General features: G+C 69.0%; 11 protein-coding genes. 2 read left to right on the forward strand and 9 right to left on the reverse strand.

What is annotated here, in order from left to right; translation table 11 throughout:
- Positions 1-39: 39 nt before the first annotated feature.
- The 9 genes from VH569_RS15120 to VH569_RS15160 form a co-directional block, all read right to left on the reverse strand.
- Positions 40-6018 carry a hypothetical protein gene (locus VH569_RS15120; RefSeq protein ID WP_423316089.1) on the reverse strand — a complete coding sequence of 1993 codons (5979 nt, stop codon included), beginning with the start codon at positions 6016-6018 and terminating at the stop codon, positions 40-42.
- A 148-nt stretch (positions 6019-6166) separates the two neighbouring features.
- Positions 6167-7216 carry an ABC transporter permease gene (locus VH569_RS15125; RefSeq protein WP_423316090.1) on the reverse strand — a complete coding sequence of 350 codons (1050 nt, stop codon included), beginning with the start codon at positions 7214-7216 and terminating at the stop codon, positions 6167-6169.
- Positions 7213-8760 carry a sugar ABC transporter ATP-binding protein gene (locus VH569_RS15130; RefSeq protein ID WP_423316091.1) on the reverse strand — a complete coding sequence of 516 codons (1548 nt, stop codon included), beginning with the start codon at positions 8758-8760 and terminating at the stop codon, positions 7213-7215. Before VH569_RS15130 ends, VH569_RS15125 begins: the two co-directional genes overlap by 4 nt.
- 66 nt (positions 8761-8826) lie before the next feature.
- Complete coding sequence (gene torT, locus VH569_RS15135) at positions 8827-9903, reverse strand: TMAO reductase system periplasmic protein TorT (RefSeq protein WP_423316092.1); 1077 nt, start codon at positions 9901-9903, stop codon at positions 8827-8829.
- A gap of 104 nt (positions 9904-10007) precedes the next feature.
- Complete coding sequence (locus VH569_RS15140) at positions 10008-10979, reverse strand: biotin-dependent carboxyltransferase family protein (protein ID WP_423316093.1); 972 nt, start codon at positions 10977-10979, stop codon at positions 10008-10010.
- Positions 10969-11844, reverse strand: coding sequence for a 5-oxoprolinase subunit B family protein (locus tag VH569_RS15145; RefSeq protein ID WP_423316094.1), 876 nt, complete (start codon positions 11842-11844; stop codon positions 10969-10971). The genes VH569_RS15140 and VH569_RS15145 overlap by 11 nt, the downstream gene beginning before the upstream one ends.
- A 9-nt stretch (positions 11845-11853) precedes the next feature.
- Positions 11854-13233 carry an acetyl-CoA carboxylase biotin carboxylase subunit gene (locus tag VH569_RS15150; protein WP_423316095.1) on the reverse strand — a complete coding sequence of 460 codons (1380 nt, stop codon included), beginning with the start codon at positions 13231-13233 and terminating at the stop codon, positions 11854-11856.
- A gap of 5 nt (positions 13234-13238) precedes the next feature.
- Complete coding sequence (locus VH569_RS15155) at positions 13239-13475, reverse strand: acetyl-CoA carboxylase (RefSeq protein WP_098738303.1); 237 nt, start codon at positions 13473-13475, stop codon at positions 13239-13241.
- Positions 13476-13564: 89 nt separating this feature from the next.
- Positions 13565-14350: a 5-oxoprolinase subunit PxpA gene (locus VH569_RS15160; protein ID WP_377806175.1), complete on the reverse strand. Its 786-nt coding sequence runs from the start codon at positions 14348-14350 to the stop codon at positions 13565-13567.
- 273 nt (positions 14351-14623) lie between these two features.
- On the opposite strand from VH569_RS15160, the gene VH569_RS15165 reads away from it, so the two are divergent.
- A complete protein-coding gene (locus tag VH569_RS15165; RefSeq protein ID WP_109051129.1) occupies positions 14624-15535 on the forward strand; it encodes a LysR family transcriptional regulator in 912 nt (303 codons plus the stop codon).
- Positions 15536-15677: 142 nt separating this feature from the next.
- Positions 15678-16553 carry an AraC family transcriptional regulator gene (locus VH569_RS15170; protein ID WP_423316096.1) on the forward strand — a complete coding sequence of 292 codons (876 nt, stop codon included), beginning with the start codon at positions 15678-15680 and terminating at the stop codon, positions 16551-16553.
- Positions 16554-16604 lie beyond the last annotated feature (51 nt).

The following is a 16604-nucleotide window of genomic DNA, read 5'->3' on the forward strand; positions in this document are numbered from 1 at the left end:
TTCAAATTCCTAATAAATCCTCTAAATCTGTCAGTCGCATTAGGGTGTTGTGATATGATGCACGCTTTGTGTATCAGCGTTTTGTGCATGATGCTGATCGAAGACGTGAGATGCCGCAGTCGAATCCGACAAATGAGAGAAACCGTCCTGCGGTGCAACTATACCTTCCGCAGGCAAGCCCAGGCCTGACGTCAGCAGAGCCGTGAAATTGGTGCCCGATGCCGTCGCCTGCGGCTGGACCTGAACCTGCGCAGCAGAGGCGGCCTTCACGTCGAAGGCCACGCCGGCCACCGCATGGCTGCTGCCGTCGGCCATCGTCATGCTGGTGGTGCCGAGGATGCGGCTGCCGGCCAGGCTGGCGTCGCTCGGGCTCGCGGTGGTGGCGATGGAGCGGATGCCGGCCTCCGCAAGTCCGCGCAGCTCGGCTGCCTGACTAACGCCGTCGCCGTTCGCATCCTGCCAGACCTTCAGGGTGGCGAAGGCCTCGTCGGTCGCGTCCAGGCGGCCGTCATGGTTGCGGTCGAGGGAGGCGAGCGCTTCCAGGCTGCTGTTGAAGCCGCTGCCGAACTGTTCGGAGACCAGTTCGTGCGCGTCGTCGATCCGTCCGTTGCCGTTGCTGTCCTGCACCAGCAGGGCGTTGCCGGACCCGATCCAGCCGGTGCTGTCGGCGACGCCGTCGCCGGTCACGTCGAAATGGACACCGTCGGACAGCGGCCGCAGCGCCAGCCCGTGACCGGTCATGTCCAGCACGATGGGATCGCTGGCGACCGTCGTCAGCTTGATGTTGTCGACGCGCAGGATCGGGTTGACGCTGTTGTCGCCGGTGTCGGAGGCGCCGAATCCCAGCGACACGGTGCTGTTGGCCGCAACCACCACGCTGAAGCTGCCGCTGGCGCTCGCGTCCTTGGCCAGCAGTGTCACCACGCCGTTGACGCTGACGAAGGCGAAGTCGTGGTAGGAACCGCTGTCGGTGAAGGTGAAGGACCAGTCGAAGGTCAGCGTCGTGTCCTGCGTCACCGTCACGGTCGTGCCGAGCTTCATCGCGTGGCCGGCGGACGGCACCGTTCCGGTCGCGCTGGCGATGGAACCGTGGCTGAGGCCGAGGAAATCCTCCAGCTGGGTCGGCGTCTGGCCGCTCGCCGAGGTGAGCGTCGCTTCATGGCCGTCGCCGGTCGAACCGACACTGGTGCCGCCGGTGTAGGTCCAGCCGGTCAGCCCGTTGTCGAAGGAGCCGTTCGGAATCAGCACGCCGGGGTGCAGCGTCACGCTGTCGGTCGCGGTGGAGAAGGCGCTGCCGGCGCCGGTGTCCATCGTCACCTTGCTGCCGGCGGTCCCGCTGGTCTGGTCCCAGGCATGGATGGTCAGGGCACCGCTGATGGTGCCGGGAACCGAGGCGTTGGGCTGGAAATAGAGCCGGTCGGTCGAGCGCAGCAGCAGGGCGGAATCGCTGTCGTTGACGGTGCCGACGAGGCTCCAGGTCGAACCGCCGTCGGTCGAGAACCACCAGTGCCCGTAGGCTTCGTTGGTCCCGACCAGGGCGATGCCGGTGACCGCACCGGTGTCGCCGTCGGTGACGTTTGCTGGGCCGCTGCCGTTCAGGCCGACCAGTTGCGACACGGCGATGCCCGCGGTTCCTGCCGTGGGTGCCGCGAGGGCCTCGCCTGCGACGGAAAGGGAGAGATCGGTGTCGGCCAGGACCGGAGAGGCGTTCGGCGGCGCCACCGTCACGGCAACGGACGTGCTGGCGGTCAGCGGTCCGCCGGCTCCGCCACCGCCCTGGTCGTCGACCACGACATGGATGCTGTCGGCGCCGGTGTAGGAGGTCGCGGTATAAAGAAGTCCGTTGGTGGCGCCCAGCAGGCTGTTGATGGTGGCGAGCGTTGCCCGGATGGTGACGGTGTCCGTGCCGTTGCCGGTGATGACGGCGTCCGTCCCGCCATCGGCGAGCGTCAACGTTCCGTGTCCGGCAGAGAGGGTCACCAGCAGCGGGGTCGAACCTGCGTCGATGTCCGACACCGACAGGCCGGTGACCGCGACCGCCACGCCCTTCACCGCCGACAGCGCCGTGGTGTCGGCGGTGACCTGCGGGGCATCGTTGACCGGCGTGACGCTGCCGGTCAGGGCGATGGTCTCGGCACTGTAGACCGTGCTGCCGCCGACGCCGTGCGTCAGGTCGACATGGCCGCCGGTGGCGGCGGTGCCGGCGCCCTGTTCGATCAGCCGGACGGTCAGGGCCGGGGTGGTGCCGTTCCAGTCGGCCGCAGGCACGAAGCGTAGACGGTCGGCGGCGGCGACCACCAGGGCCGACCCTTCCGACACCGTGCCCACGGCCGCCCAGGCGGTGCCGGTCCAATATTGCCAGACGCCTTCCGTCGCTGTCGCCGCATTGCCGACGATGGCGATCCCAGCAAAGCCGTTGGCCGACGATCCTCCGGTCACGGCGTCGGCCGCGTCGGAGAACAGGCTGCCGAACAGGCTGGTGACGGTGGCCCCGGCCGGATCGGCGGTGTCCTCGGCGATGGCCGGCAGGGTGGCCGCGGTGCCGGTGGCGACCGGCGCATCGTTGACGGCATCGACGCTGCCGGTCAGCGTGATGGTGCCGGCGCTGAAGCGGCTGGTTCCGCCGCCCGCGGTCGCGGTGACGTGCTCGCCGCTGGTGATCGCTCCCAGCGAATTGTCCACCAGCCGCACGGTCAGGGCCGGGGTGGTGCCGTTCCAGTCGGCGGCGGGCAGGAAGCGCAGGGCGGTGCCGGCGGCTAGCAGCAGGCCGTCGCCGGAGCTTGCCGCACCGATGTCGGCCCAGCTGCTTCCGGTCCAGTACTGCCACAAGCCCTGCGTCGCCGTGGCGGCGTTGCCGACCACCAGCACCCCGGCGAAGGCGTTCGCCGTCGATCCGCTGGCGACGGCATCGGTGGGGTCGGAGAACAGGCCGCCGAACAGGGTCGAAACGGTGGAACCGGCGGGGTTGGCGGCGTCCTCCGCGATGTGCGCCAGCGTAGCCGTCGTTCCGGTGGCGATCGGGGCGTCGTTGACGGCGGTCACGCGGGTGTCGAGCTGGATGGCCGACACGCTGTAGGGGGTGGTGCCGCCGACGCCGAGGCTCTTCAGGTCGACGCGGTCGCCGCTGACGAGGGCGCCTGCCGAATCGTCGACCAGACGCACCGTCAGGCTGGGGGGCTGCCCGTTCCAGTTCGCGACGGGAAGGAAGCGCAGCATCGTTTCGGCGGACAGCAGCAGGGCATTGCCGTCCGACGCCGCGCCGACGGCGACCCAGCTGCTTCCGTTCCAGTACTGCCATTCGCCCTGGGCGGAGTTGCCGGGATTGGCGACCACGGCAATGCCGGCGAAACTGTCGCCGGTGGCGCCGAACACCGCATCGCTCGGGTCCGAGAACAGCTTGCCGAACAGGGTCGAGACGGAGGCGCCGGCCGGGTTGCCGCTGTCCTCCGCCACGGCGTCGAGGACGGCCTGCACGCCGGTCGCCACCGGGGCGCCGTTGACGGAGGTGACGTCGATGGACAGCTTCGCCACATCGGAGGACAGGGGCGTGGTGCCGCCGGTTCCATCGAGCGTGAACAGCCGGTGCTCGGCGCCGCTGAAGCCGCCGGTCCACTCGTTCCCGACGGCCCGCAGTTCAAGGGCAGGCGCCTGGCCGGAGGCGCCGGCCGCCGGCAGGAAGCGCAGCAGGGCATTGCCCGGCAGCACCAGTGCCGCCGTTTCGGCAACCGATCCGACCGCGCTCCAGCTGGTGCCGTCGACGCTGTACTGCCAGATGCCGAGCTGCGACCCCTGGTTCGCCACCACCGCGACGCCGACCACGCTGCTGCCGGTCTCGCCGGGCCGGAACATCGCTTCGATCAGGTGGAAGACGGTGAAGCCGGCCGGAGCGGCGCTTCCCTCGGCAATCGCCAGCGCCTTCGCCATGGCCGCCGCGTCGAAGGATGCCGACAGGGTCGGCGCCGCGGCGTGGTGCTCGGCCGGAACGGTGGGGGTGGCGGGCAGCGTCGGCGTTACGGTCGGCGTGGTGGTGCCCGAGGTGTCGGACGACGCGTTCTCGACGGCACGGACCACCGACTGCACCGCCCGCTGCTGGCTCTGCGCCGCGACGGCGAAGGCATCGCTGGTGCTCAGCGCCTTCGTCACCGAGGGGGCGGAGGCGGCCGGCCGTGCGTCCGTCGATGCGGCGGAGTGGGCGGCGCTGTCGCTCGTGGCGGTGCCCTTGTCCGTCGCGCCGGGCAGATCGAAGCTGATGGCCTTGGGGGCGGCATCGCTCATCGCCGCCTGTTTTGCCGCCTGCGGGGAGGCGTCCGGTGCCGCCGGCTTTCCATCGGCGGATGCATCGGGAGCGGCCTTGTCGCCGGTGCTCTCCTTGGCGTCGGCTTTCGCATCGCCCTTGTCGCCCGCCTTATCGTCCGCCTTGGCGTCCTTCCCGTCCTTTTCCTTTCCGCCGTCGTCCTTCGCCTGGGCATCGGCCACCTGTTCGGCGGCCTTGCCGTCGGCGCTGTCGCTGTGCTGGGCCCCGTCCTTGGCAGCATCCTTGGCGGCTTGCTTGGTTTCGCCGGCCTCCTTGGGGGCTGCCGCCTTGTCCGGGTTGGCGAGGTCGGCAATCGCCTTGTCCTGCGCCGACACCGGGACTTCGCTGGCCTGGGTGTTCTGCTGGACGGTGTCGGCGGCCTGACGGGCTGCCGCCAGCGCCTGCCCGGCGGGCCGTCCCTCCGCCAGGGCCTGCCCGAGCGCCGCGCTGAAGGCGGCGCCGGAGCCGCCGAGGGCCTGGACGGCCTGCTGGACATTCTGTCCGCTGGCGAGAGCCGTGACGAGCGGATCGGCCTTCACCCCCTTCGCCGTCTCGGCCGACAGGGACGATGCCGCGGCGACGTCCTGGCGTGCCGTGCCCAGGGCGCCGGACGGCTCGTGCCCGCTGGACAGGGCGCTGCCCAGGGCCTGCCCGAATCCGCCGGCTGCGGTCGGGTCGATGCCGGCGGCCGAGGCGAAGGACTTGACGGTTTCACCGACATTGCGGCCGGAGGCGAGCGACGCCACCAGCGCGTCGGTCGGCTTCGGCGGCACGACGGCGGCGTTCTGGCTGGCGGTCATCTCCGTCTGCGCCCTGACCGACGCGGCGAGGGCGGCGTCCGGCGATCCCCCTTGCGTCAGGGCATCGTTGAGCACGCTGGCGAAGGCGGCACCGTTCGCGGCCCCGTTCGTGGCGGTGTGCGCCTCGGCGCTGCCGGAGGCCAGGGCGGCGAGCATGCGGGCGCCATCGGACTGTCCGACCGTGGTGGAGTGGGCCAGTGCCTCGCTGTTGGCACTCGTTTCCTTCGCCGCGGTCACGGCGGCGGTGGAGTCGGTGCCGCTGGACAGCGCGCGTTCCAGCGTGTCGGCGAAGTGGCCGTTCTGCCCGGCCCCCACCGCCTTCACCGCCTCCTGAACGCCGGAGCCGGAGGCCAGGGCGGCGGTCAGCTGCTCGGCCGGGGACAGCGGTGCCGCCGCCGGCGTGACCGTGGGGGATGGCGGCGAATTCAGGGCCTGCGACAGGGCGGCAATCGGGTCCGCCGCACCCGCCGGCCGGGCGAGCGGGTCCATCACCCCGTTGAACAGGGCGGCGGACAGGTCGGACGCCGTGCCCTTTGCGGTCAGCGCGTCCGTTCCGTGTCCCTGCCCTTGCGCCAAGGCGCTGGCGACGCGCTGCTCGCCGGTCAGCGAGGCCGCTTCCTGCGTCGCCTGGGCCATCCGCTCGGCGGCACCGGCGGCGATCCGGTTCGCCTGGGCAATGGCGGCATCCGGCGTCGCCTGCGCGCCGAGCCCGGCGGTGAAGTCATGCATCCAGCCATCGACCAGCGTGCCCGCCGACGCTTCCGGCAGGCCCTGTCCGGCCAGGGCCGCCGCCATTTTCCCCTGAACGGCCTTCAACGCGCCCGGGTCGCCGCTCAGCATCACCGCCGCGGCTTCCGAAGCGAGTGCGTCGGGAATGGTCAGGAGCGGGGCGGACGGGGCGTCGGCCTTCAGGGTGTCAGGCATCTGGGACCTTTCGCCGGCGCTGCATTTGCTTGTGGCAACTGCGATAACACAGCAATTCACTGAAGAAAATCTAAACGCTCCGATAACAGTTTGGATACTGAAGTGGTTTTTCTACGGAATCGGCCGGCGACCGGCCGGGCAACGTCGCTCAGGCGGTCATCATCATGCGATAGCGGATCTGGTCGAAGATCACCGCCAGGATCAGCAACCCGCCGAGAAGCACCATCTGCAGATAGGATCCGATCTGGGCGAGGTTCATGCCGTTCTGCACCAGCACGATGAAGAAGGCGCCCAGCACCACGGTTTCGACCCGGCCGATGCCGCCGCGCAGCGACACGCCGGCGATCACGCAGGCGGCGATGGACTCCAGGGCCAGCGTCCCGCCGAGATTGGCCTCGCCCGACTCCACCCGCGCGGTCAGCAGCAGGCCGGTCAGCGCCGCGATCAGGGCGCACAGGACATAGGCCACGATCAGCGTCCGGCCCGTGTGGATGGCCGACAGCTTCGCCGCCTTGATGTTGCCGCCCACGGCATAGAGGTGAGCGCCGGTGCGGGTGCGCGTCATCACCACCCAGGCGATGGCGACGGCCACGGCGGCGACCAGCACCGGCACCGGGATGCCGAGCCAGCGGCCGAAGCCGAACAGGTCGGCGAACTCGGCCGGCAGTCCCGACACCGGGACGCCGCCGGTCAGGAACAGCGACCCGCCGGCCGCCACCGAGCTGACGCCCAGCGTCATGATGAAGGGCGAGACGCCGAACAGGGCGACGCCGGCCCCGTTCGCCAGACCGACCAGCGCCGCCACCGCGAAACCGGCCAGCGCGCCGAGCGCGATCACCAGGATGGGGACGTCCGGGAACATCTGGCCGAGCGCCGCCATCGCCAGCGCCGACACGACGGAGGTGAGGGCGACCGTCGCCCCGACCGCCAGATCGAAGCCCCCGGTGATCAGCACCATCATCTGCCCCAGCGACACCAGGACCAGATAGACCGACTGGCGCATCACGTTGACGAGGTTGTCCGCGGTCAGGAAACGGTCGGATGCCAGCGCGAAGACGATCAGCGCGGCAGCCAGGAAGAAGGGCAGCACGCCCAGCCGGATGAACAGCGCCCGCCCGGCCATGCGCAGCCGGACGGTGGCGGGGACGGGAGCGGGAGCGGTGCCGGACGGCGGGGAGGCGGCGGAGGTGGCGCTCATGCGGGCAGTCTCGCTTCTTGGTCGATGGCGGGTACCGATGGGGCGGAGGCCGATGGAACAGGGTCGAAGAAATGGGAGAGGATGGCCGCCTCGCCGATGGCGTCGCCCTCCAGTTCGGCGGCGATGCGGCCATGGGCGAAGACTGCCAAGCGGTGGGCGAGGTTCATCGCCTCCGGCAGGTCGGAGGAGATCACCACCACCGCCTTGCCGGCCTCCGCCAGTTCGCGGATCAGGCGGTAGATCGCGGCGCGGGCGCCCATGTCGACGCCGACGGTCGGCTCGTCGAAGATATAGAGGTCGTAGTCGCGGCCGAGCGCGCGGCCGAACAGCGCCTTCTGCTGGTTGCCGCCGGACAGCTGGCCGGCCGCCCGGCCGCGATAGGTGACCGGAAGCTCGACCCGTTCGGCGGTTGCCTCGCACCGTCTGCGAATGCGCGGCCAGGGCAGCAGGCCGAAGCGGCTCGGCGTGCCGGCCAGCTCCCCTTGCGCCAGATTGTCCCGCGTGCTGAAGGCCAGCTGCAGCCCCTCGGTCTTGCGGTCGGGCGGTACATAGCAGAGGCCGGCCCGCATCAGGTCGCGGGTCGAGGCACCGGTGACGTCCCGTCCCCGCACCGTCACCCGGCCGGCCTGGACCGGCAGCAGGCCCATCAACGCCCGGAAGCTGCGCGACTTGCCGGAGCCGACGAGGCCGGCCACGCCCAGCACTTCGCCGGCGCGGACCTCCAGATCGACGCCATGGACACCCCAGGCGTGCAGTCCTTCCATCCGCAGCAGGACCTCGCCGGGATTGCGGGCGATGGACGGGTAGATCTCGGCGATGGCGCGGCCGGCCATCATCTCCAGCAGGGCCGCCTCGCTGGTGTCGGCCATCGCCACGGTGCCGATCCGCCGGCCGTCGCGCAGCACGGTGACACGGTCGGCGATGCGGGCGAATTCCTGCATCCGGTGCGAGATGTAGACGATGCCGACGCCGCGGGCCTTCATGCGGGCGATCACCGCGAACAGATGATCGACCTCGCGGTCGGTCAGCGAGGCCGTCGGCTCGTCCAGGATCAGGATGCCGACCTCGCCGTGCAATGCCTTGGCGATCTCGACCATCTGCTGTTCGGCGCGGCTCAGCGTGGCGACCAGCCGCCTGGGGTCGATGGCGAAATCGAGGTCGGCGAACAGGGCGGCGGCCTTGCGCCGCATCGCCCGGCGGTCGAGAAACGGGCCTTTGCGCGGCTCGTCGCCCAGGAACAGGTTCTCCGCCACCGTCAGGGTCGGGACCAGCGAGAATTCCTGGAAGACGGCGGAGATGCCGGCGGCACGGGCGTCGGCGACGCCGGTGAAGCGGGCATGATGGCCGCGCACCAGAATCTCGCCCTCGCTGGGGACGGACACGCCGGCCAGCAGCGAGATCAGGGTCGATTTGCCGGCGCCGTTCTCCCCGAACAGCACATGCACCTCGCCGGCATGCAGATCGAAATCGACGCGATCCAGCGCGGTGACGCCGGGATAGCGCTTGGTCAGGGCAACGGTCCGGATCAGGATGGGAGGGGACATGCGCGTGCTCCGGGTGGAATGCCGCCCATGCGGACCGTCGGGCCCGTCCGCATGGGGGCTGGGAGGTCACTTCACGCTGAAAACGGGGGCGAAATTGTCCGGCGGCAGGATGGTGTCGCGGGACACCGTGCCGACATTGCCCTTGTCGACGACGAAGATCTTCGGGCCGACATGTTTGACCAGATCGGTCTTCTCCAGCGCGCGCACCGCCTGATCGATGGCGATCCGGCCCTGGATGACCATGGAATCGGCCGGTGCCGCCTGGATGAAGCCGCGCTTGATGCCCTGGTAGACGCCGGGCGTCATGTAGAAGGCGATCAGCCCGACCTTGTCGGTCAGTCCGCGTTCGCGCAGCAGGCCCTGCGCCGCCTCGGCGGTCACCGCGGTGCCGGCGACATATTTGATGTCCGGCGTCGCTTGCAGCACGTCCTCCACCAGCCGCAGCTGCGCCTCCTTGCCGGTGTCGCCATAGCGCGGTTCCAGCACCTGCACGGCGGAGCCGGCCACCGCCTCCATGAAGCCCTTGTTGGCGGCCTCGACCCAGCCGGCGCCGGCCGGGCCGGGGAACCAGCCGACCTTCACCGGCGGGCTGCCCGCCGGATGCCTGGCGGCAAGATAACGGCCGGCCTCGGCCCCCATGGTGTGGAAGGAGACCAGCGACTTGGCGGTCAGCGCCGGGGACGAGATGCCGTTGATGACGTCGATCACCGGGATGTTCTTCTTCGCCAGCTCCGCGACCAGATTGTTCAGCCCGTCGAAGCTGATGGCGCCGATCACCACGGCGTTGGCGCCGCGGGCAACGCAGTCCTCGATCTGGCTGATCTGCTTGTTCAGCTCGGTGTAGCCGCCGGCCTCCACCACATTGACCTTCACCCCCAGCCGTTTGGCCTCCTCGACCACGCCATAATCGACGCCCAGCCAATAGGCGTCCTTCATGTGCGGAAAGGACACGCAGATGTCCCATTTCTTCGTGGCCTTCGGCAGCGGGCTGTAGGAGACGTCCTTCGGCTGGCCGTCGGCGGAGAAGGCAGGCGTCACCTCCACCGCCGGATAGGGGAACCACTCGGCGGCTGACGCCGGCAGGGCGGCAAGGCTGCTTCCAAGGACTGTGGCGGCGACAAGAGCGCGAGCGAGGGCGTTCATGCGAGTGGTCTCCACGGCATGGGATGGGACGGACGGGGGATGTTTTTAAAAGAGCTATAAAAGAGCTGGGGGGAGGCGGCGGGCCGCTGCCGCCTTCCGGCCGGTCAGGCGAGGGCGTCGCGCAGCAGGCCCAGCCGCCGAGCCTCGTCGGTGCGGGCGGCCAGCGCCTGTTCCATGTCGATTTTGACGAAGCGCACGCCGGTGTGGGGCTGCATCTGGCCGATCAGGTCCATGTCGGCGGAGATCACCGCACCCAGCGTGAAATAGCCGCCGCCCGACACGGCGTCGCGGTGCAGAACGATGGGTTCGGTGCCGCCCGGCACCTGGATCGAGCCGTAGGGATAGCAGGCATCGACGATGTTCGACGGGTTGGAGCCGGCGCCGAAGGGCTGTTCGCGCGGTTCGAAGGTAAAGGGGCGGCCGCCGCGGAACCGGTAGCCCATGCGGTCGGCCTCCGGCGCCACCTTCCAGCTGTCCTCGAAGAAGTTGCGCCCGGCCTCCTCGGTGATGAGACGCCAGTAGAGGCCGGGTAGAACGCGCAGTTCGGCGCTCTTGCCCACCGTGCGGCGCAGTGCCTCCGGAACCTCGGTGCCGTGGCGGAACGCCCCCGGCCTGCCCAGCGGCACCATGTCGCCCGCCGCGAGCGCCCGGCCGTGATAGCCGCCGAGCGCACCGATGATGTAGGTGGAACGGCTGCCCAGCGCCGGCGGCGTGTCGATGCCGCCGGAGATCGCGATGTAGGCGCGGGCGCCGCCCTTCAGATAGTCGAAGGACAGCACCTGTCCGGCGCGCACCGGGAAGGCGGTCCAGGCCGGATGCGGCTCGCCGTCGACGCGGGCGGGCAGGTCGGCGCCGGTGACGGCGACGGTGGCGTCCACTTCGAACTCCAGCTGCGGCCCCATGAAGACCGCCTCCAGGGCGGCGGCTCCTTCCGGGTTGCCGACCAGCAGGTTGGCGGCGCGGAGCGCATAGCGGTCCATGGCGCCCGACATCGGGATGCCGAGATGGAAATAGCCGGGCCGGCCGAGATCCTGGACGGTGGTCAGCAGGCCGGGGTTGAGAACCTTAAACGCCATGGAGGGTCTCCATCAGCCGCTGGTTGGTGCCGTCGATGTCCGCGTTGAAGCCGTCGAGGTCGAAGGTAACCTTGCGGATGCGCGGCTCGTAGCGGTTGGCCGCGACGTCGGCGGTGATGGCGTCGTATTCCTCGCGGTCGATCGGCTTCCATTTCACGATGTCGCCGGGGCGGAAGAACACCATGAAGTCGCGCAGGTGGGAGACCTTCTGGGTCGGGTCGTAGATCGGCATCGGCGTGATGCCGAACATCTGGTAGCCGCCGGCGCCGCGGACCGAATAGACACAGCCGAAGCAGCCGCCATGGCCGATGGTGTGCTTCGGCGTGTCGGTGCGCGGGCGCAGGTATTTCGGCACCTGGATTTGCCGCGACCGCTCGACCAGCTGGTAAAGAAAGGGCAGGCCGGCGACGAACCCCACCATCGACACGAACCAGGGCGAGGCGTGGTGGGCGTGGATGAACTGTTCCACCGTGTCGTAGCCATTCACCCGTGCCGCATACTCCAGATCGGTGCTCTGCGGATCCTGGTGCCGCTCGCGGAAGCGCATCAGCGTTTCGGTGGTCCAGGGATCGCGGTAATAGACCGGCACCTCGACGATCCGGGTCTCCAGCCGCTTCTCCGCCCGGTCCGCCGCCTGTTCCAGCGCCCGCAGCCGGCCCATCAGGTCGTCGGGAGCGATGCGGTCGGGATCGAACTTGACCTGGAAGCTGCCGTTGGCCGGGCAGATCTCCGTGACGCCCTCGATATAGGCGGAGCGGAGCGCGTTGGTGATCGACATGCTCTTGAAGAAAGCTTCGAGCGACATCTCCTCGTCCATCTCGACGAAGATGTGCTCGTCGCCACCGTAGGAATAGCGGGTCTGCATCCGGTGCTCCTATTGCGCGGCCTTCTGGGAATTGAAAGCGGGGTTCCCGGCCAGCCAGCCTTCCAGGAACCGGGTGTGCGCCTTGCCCGCCCGGACATCCGGATCGGCGGCCAGCGCCTTGTGCAGCGGGACGGTGGTCTTCAGCCCGGTGACGGCGAAGCCTTCCAGCGCATCGGCGAGGCGGTCGATGGCCTCGTCCCTGGTGGCGCCATGCACGATCAGCTTGCCGAGCAGGGAGTCGTAGAAGGGCGGGACCGTGTAGCCCTCGTAGATCATCCCATCGAAGCGGATTGCCGGGGCGGTCGGCACGATCAGCCGCTCGACCGTGCCGGGGCAGGGCAGGAAGCCCGCGGCCGGATCCTCGGCATTGATGCGCACCTCGATGGCGTGGCCGGTCCGGGTCACCCGGTCCTGGGTGACGGGCAGCGGCTCGCCCCCGGCGATGCGGATCATCGCCGCCACCAGATCGATGCCGGTGATCATCTCGGTCACCGGATGCTCGACCTGGATGCGGGTGTTCATCTCGATGAAGTAGAAGGCGCCCGACGGCTCGTCGTAGAGATACTCCAGCGTGCCGGCGCCGCGGTAGCCGACGCTTTCGGCCAGCGCCACCGCCGACGCGCAGATCTGCGCGCGGGTGGCCTCGTCTAGGCAGGCGGCCGGCGCCTCCTCCCACACCTTCTGGCGGCGGCGCTGAAGTGAGCATTCGCGCTCGAAGCAATGGATCGCCCGCTCGCCGTCGCCGAGGATCTGCACCTCGATGTGGCGGGCGTTCCCGATGACCCGCTCCAGATAGAGGCCGCCGTCGCCGAAGGCGGCCTGGGCCTCCGACTGTGCCTGCGGGGCGAGGCGGCGCAACTCGTCCGGCGTCTCGGCGATGCGGATGCCGCGCCCGCCGCCGCCCGCCGCCGCCTTGATCATCACCGGATAGCCGATGGTCCCGGCGGCGGCGAGTGCGGCGTCGATGTCGGCGACGCGGCCCTGCGACCCCGGCACCACCGGCACCCCGGCGGCGATGGCGGCCTCGCGGGCGGCGGCCTTGTCGCCCATGCGGCGGATGGTTTCACCCTTCGGCCCGACGAAGACCATGCCGAAGCTTTCCACCATGTCGGCGAACTCGGCATTCTCGGCCAGGAAGCCGTAGCCGGGATGGACGGCGTCGCAGCCTGCCGTCCGCGCCGCGGCCACCAGCCCCGCCGCATCGAGATAGGAGTGGCGGGCGGCCGGGCGGCCGACGCAGACCGCTTGGTCGGCGAGCTTGACCGCCAGCATCTCGCGGTCGGCCTCGGAATAGGCCTGGACCGTCTCTATCCCCAGGCTCTTGGCGGCGCGGATGATCCGCACCGCGATCTCGCCGCGGTTGGCGACGAACAGGCGGCGGATCGTCATCGGGGTCAGCCTTCCAGCTCGACGAGGACGGCGCCGGCCATCACCGGTTCCTCGTCCTCGACCGCGAAGCTCAGGATGGTTCCGCCGACATCGGCCCGGATCTCGTTGAAGCTCTTCATGACCTCGACGAGACCGATGACGTCGCCCGGTTCCACCCGGTCGCCGATTTCCTTGAAGGGCGGCTGGCCGGGGGCGGGGCGCCGGTAGAAGGAGCCGGGCAGGGGGGAACGGATCTCGGGCATCGAATCAATCCTTCTTCAACGGGCCGCCTGGGGCGAGGGGGGGAGAAATCAGGAGATGTCGGCGGGCTGTGTTAAGCGGGGGGAGTGGATCAGCGGGTTTGGGGGTGCAGGTCGGCGGCGGCGACGATGCGCAGCCCGTCCTTCAGCAGGGCGTCGCGCACCGCGGTTCCGATGGCGAGCGCGCCCGGCGTGTCGGAGTGGAAGCAGATGGAATCGAAGGCGATGTCGATGTCGTCGCCCTCCACCGTCCGCACCTTGCCGTCGCGGCAGGCGCGGACGCATTTGTCGGCGACCTCCGCCGGATCGAGCGGGCGCATGCGGCGGGCGAAGACGATGGAGCCGCTGCGGTCATAGTCGCGGTCGGCATAGAATTCGCGGATGACCGGCAGGCCGGCCGCCTCGGCGACGGCGCAGGTCTTGGATACGTCCATGCAGAACAGCAGCGTGTCGGGGCTCGACTTCAGCAGCGCCTCGACCATCAGGCGCGACAACGTCTCGTCCTTCGCCGCTTCCATATAGAGGGCGCCGTGCGGCTTGACGTGCTGCAGCCGGGTGCCGTGGCGGCGGGCGAATTCGCGCAGCGCGCCGACCTGATAGAGGATGTCGTTCACCAGCTCCTCAGGCTTGGCCTGGATGACGCGGCGGCCGAAGCCCTGGAGATCGCGGTAGCCGGGATGGGCGCCCAGCGCCACGCCGCGTTCGACGCCCAGCCGGACCACGCGGTCCATCAGGTTGGGATCGCCGGCATGGAAGCCGGTGGCGACATTGGCCGAGCTGATGAGGTCCATCAGCGCATCGTCGGAGGCCTCGCCGAGCGTCCACTGGCCGTACCCCTCGCCGAGGTCACAGTTGAGATCGACCATTGTACGAGCCAACGCCTTACTCCCTTGCTTCGCGGAACCGGGGACGTCGAGCCCCAGGGATGAGTCCGCGGAATGGCTGCCTTGCCATATGAGCGTATGTTGTTTCCGACCCTTTGCAATTTCTAATTTTTGAGATTGCTTTATCTGTTTTTTCGATGACAAAATCCGCCCGTAAATCAGGCATTCCGGCAAGGTTCTGCCGAATTCGGGCTGGTGGAGCCTGTATAGGATTTAGGCATGTTCTGATTTTTCGATATCTATTCACGCAAAATTCCGGGGTTCGGCATGCTGAATTTCCGTCATGTGAAATACTTCGTCGCCACCGCCAATCTCGGGCAGGTGTCGCGGGCGGCGCGCGAGCTGTCGATTTCCCAGTCGGCGATCACCTCCGCCATCAAGGAACTGGAGGCCGAGATCGGCGGGCGGCTGTTCGTCCGCACCGCACAGGGCATGGAACTGACCGACACCGGCCGCCGCTTCCTGGCCGCCAGCCACCGCATCATGGCGAGCGTGGAGGAGGCGCTGCACCCCGCCGACACGGCGGCGGAGGTGGCCGGCAGCCTGACCATCGGCGCCAGCTACACGGTGCTGGGATATTTCCTGCCGCAGCATCTGGAGCGGCTGGAACGGCGCTACCCCAACCTGCGCATCCACATCCACGAGCTGACGCGCGAGATGATCGAGGACAATCTGATCACCGGCCGGCTCGACATGGCGGTGGTCCTGACCTCCAACATCAGCAATCCGGAACTGACGACCGAAACGCTGATTGGAAGCCAGCGTCGCCTGTGGGTGCCGGCCGGGCACCGGCTGCTCGACCTCGATTCCGTGGGGTTGCAGGATGTCGCCGAGCACCCCTACATCATGCTGACCGTGGACGAGGCCGCCCATTGGACGACGCGCTACTGGAGCGCCTCCCCCTTCCGTCCCAATGTCCGGCTGCGGACCTCGTCGATCGAGGCGGTGCGCTCCACCGTGGCCAACGGCCAGGGGGTGACGATCCTGTCCGACATGGTCTACCGGCCATGGTCGCTGGAGGGGAGGCGCATCGAAACGATCATCATGCGCGAGCGGGTTCCGGCGATGGATGTCGGCCTCGCCTGGCGGCAGGGGGTCGAGCTGACGCCGGCCATGCGTCTGTTCCGCACGCATTTCAGCGAAGTCTACCAAACTCCGCAAAGCCGCATGCCGCGGTGACCGGCCGCTCCGGCGATGGCAGCAGGGTTGCGCCTGTATGGAACTGGTAAAGGGGATCGCCGACGATTAGCTTGTAAAGCAAACCATTGAAGAGCATCCCGGCGGCCGTTTGCCGCCGATGGGCAGGAAGGGACCGGAAGCCATGTCGAAAGCGATGCGCATCCATCAGGGAAGCTTCGGCCGCGTCGCCCTGCTGGACATGGACAATGCGCTGATCCATCACGCGCATCCCCATTGCCATGTGCTGATCAAGGCATCCGGCGCCGACACCCGCTTTGCCGTCGGGGAGCAGCTCTATCCGCTGCGCGACGACACCGCGGTGCTGGTCAACAGCTGGGAGGCCCATTCCTATGCCCATCAACCCGGCGCCCCGCGCACCGTGATCCTGGCTCTGTACATCGAGCCGCGCTGGCTCGGCGCGATGCAGCGGGAACTCAACGCCAGCGGCAACCCCGGCTTCTTCGCGCAGTCCTGCGGCGAGCTGACGCCCTACATCCGCCGGCTGGCCGACCGCATGGCGGCGGAACTGCTCTATGACGACCCATCGGGCGAGCGGATGGAAGAGGCGCTGTTCGACCTGATGATCGCCATCATCGACCGCTTCTCCGAATGGCGGACGCTCGGCGGCGCACGCTATGCCGCGCCGATGGCCGGCGATTTCCGCATCCGTCAGGCCATCCTGTTCATGCGGGGGACCCTGGGCGAGGAGTTCGACGCCGCCCGTGTTGCCGCCGCCGCCGGCCTGTCGCGCGCCCACATGTTCCGGCTGTTCCAGCAGACGATGGCGATTACCCCGGCACTCTATTTCAACGTGCTGCGGATGGAGGCGGCCATCGACGCCATGGCCGCCGGGCTGGAGAGCGCCACCGAGGTGTCCGGCCGGCTCGGCTTTTCTGCCCCCAGCCATTTCAGCCGCTTCTTCCGCAACCACCAGGGCGTGACGCCCACCGAATACCGCCGCGTCGTCAATCTGGTGGACCGGCCCGGCGGAGGGCGGCCGGAAGCCGGGCATGCATGACAATGGGACGCGCGTAAAAATGAGACGCCCATAAAAATGAGACGCTAGGGT

This window comes from Azospirillum sp. 11R-A (assembly GCF_049472615.1).
GTDB lineage: Bacteria > Pseudomonadota > Alphaproteobacteria > Azospirillales > Azospirillaceae > Azospirillum > Azospirillum palustre.

What these genes read in the sequence shown, in the direction of transcription:
- VH569_RS15120 (WP_423316089.1), bottom strand. Translation starts at nt 6,018, where the DNA reads ATGCCTGACACCCTGAAGGCCGACGCCCCGTCCGCCCCGCTCCTGACC.
- VH569_RS15125 (WP_423316090.1), bottom strand. Translation starts at nt 7,216, where the DNA reads ATGAGCGCCACCTCCGCCGCCTCCCCGCCGTCCGGCACCGCTCCCGCT.
- VH569_RS15130 (WP_423316091.1), bottom strand. Translation starts at nt 8,760, where the DNA reads ATGTCCCCTCCCATCCTGATCCGGACCGTTGCCCTGACCAAGCGCTAT.
- torT (WP_423316092.1), bottom strand. Translation starts at nt 9,903, where the DNA reads ATGAACGCCCTCGCTCGCGCTCTTGTCGCCGCCACAGTCCTTGGAAGC.
- VH569_RS15140 (WP_423316093.1), bottom strand. Translation starts at nt 10,979, where the DNA reads ATGGCGTTTAAGGTTCTCAACCCCGGCCTGCTGACCACCGTCCAGGAT.
- VH569_RS15145 (WP_423316094.1), bottom strand. Translation starts at nt 11,844, where the DNA reads ATGCAGACCCGCTATTCCTACGGTGGCGACGAGCACATCTTCGTCGAG.
- VH569_RS15150 (WP_423316095.1), bottom strand. Translation starts at nt 13,233, where the DNA reads ATGACGATCCGCCGCCTGTTCGTCGCCAACCGCGGCGAGATCGCGGTG.
- VH569_RS15155 (WP_098738303.1), bottom strand. Translation starts at nt 13,475, where the DNA reads ATGCCCGAGATCCGTTCCCCCCTGCCCGGCTCCTTCTACCGGCGCCCC.
- VH569_RS15165 (WP_109051129.1), top strand. Translation starts at nt 14,624, where the DNA reads ATGCTGAATTTCCGTCATGTGAAATACTTCGTCGCCACCGCCAATCTC.
- VH569_RS15170 (WP_423316096.1), top strand. Translation starts at nt 15,678, where the DNA reads ATGTCGAAAGCGATGCGCATCCATCAGGGAAGCTTCGGCCGCGTCGCC.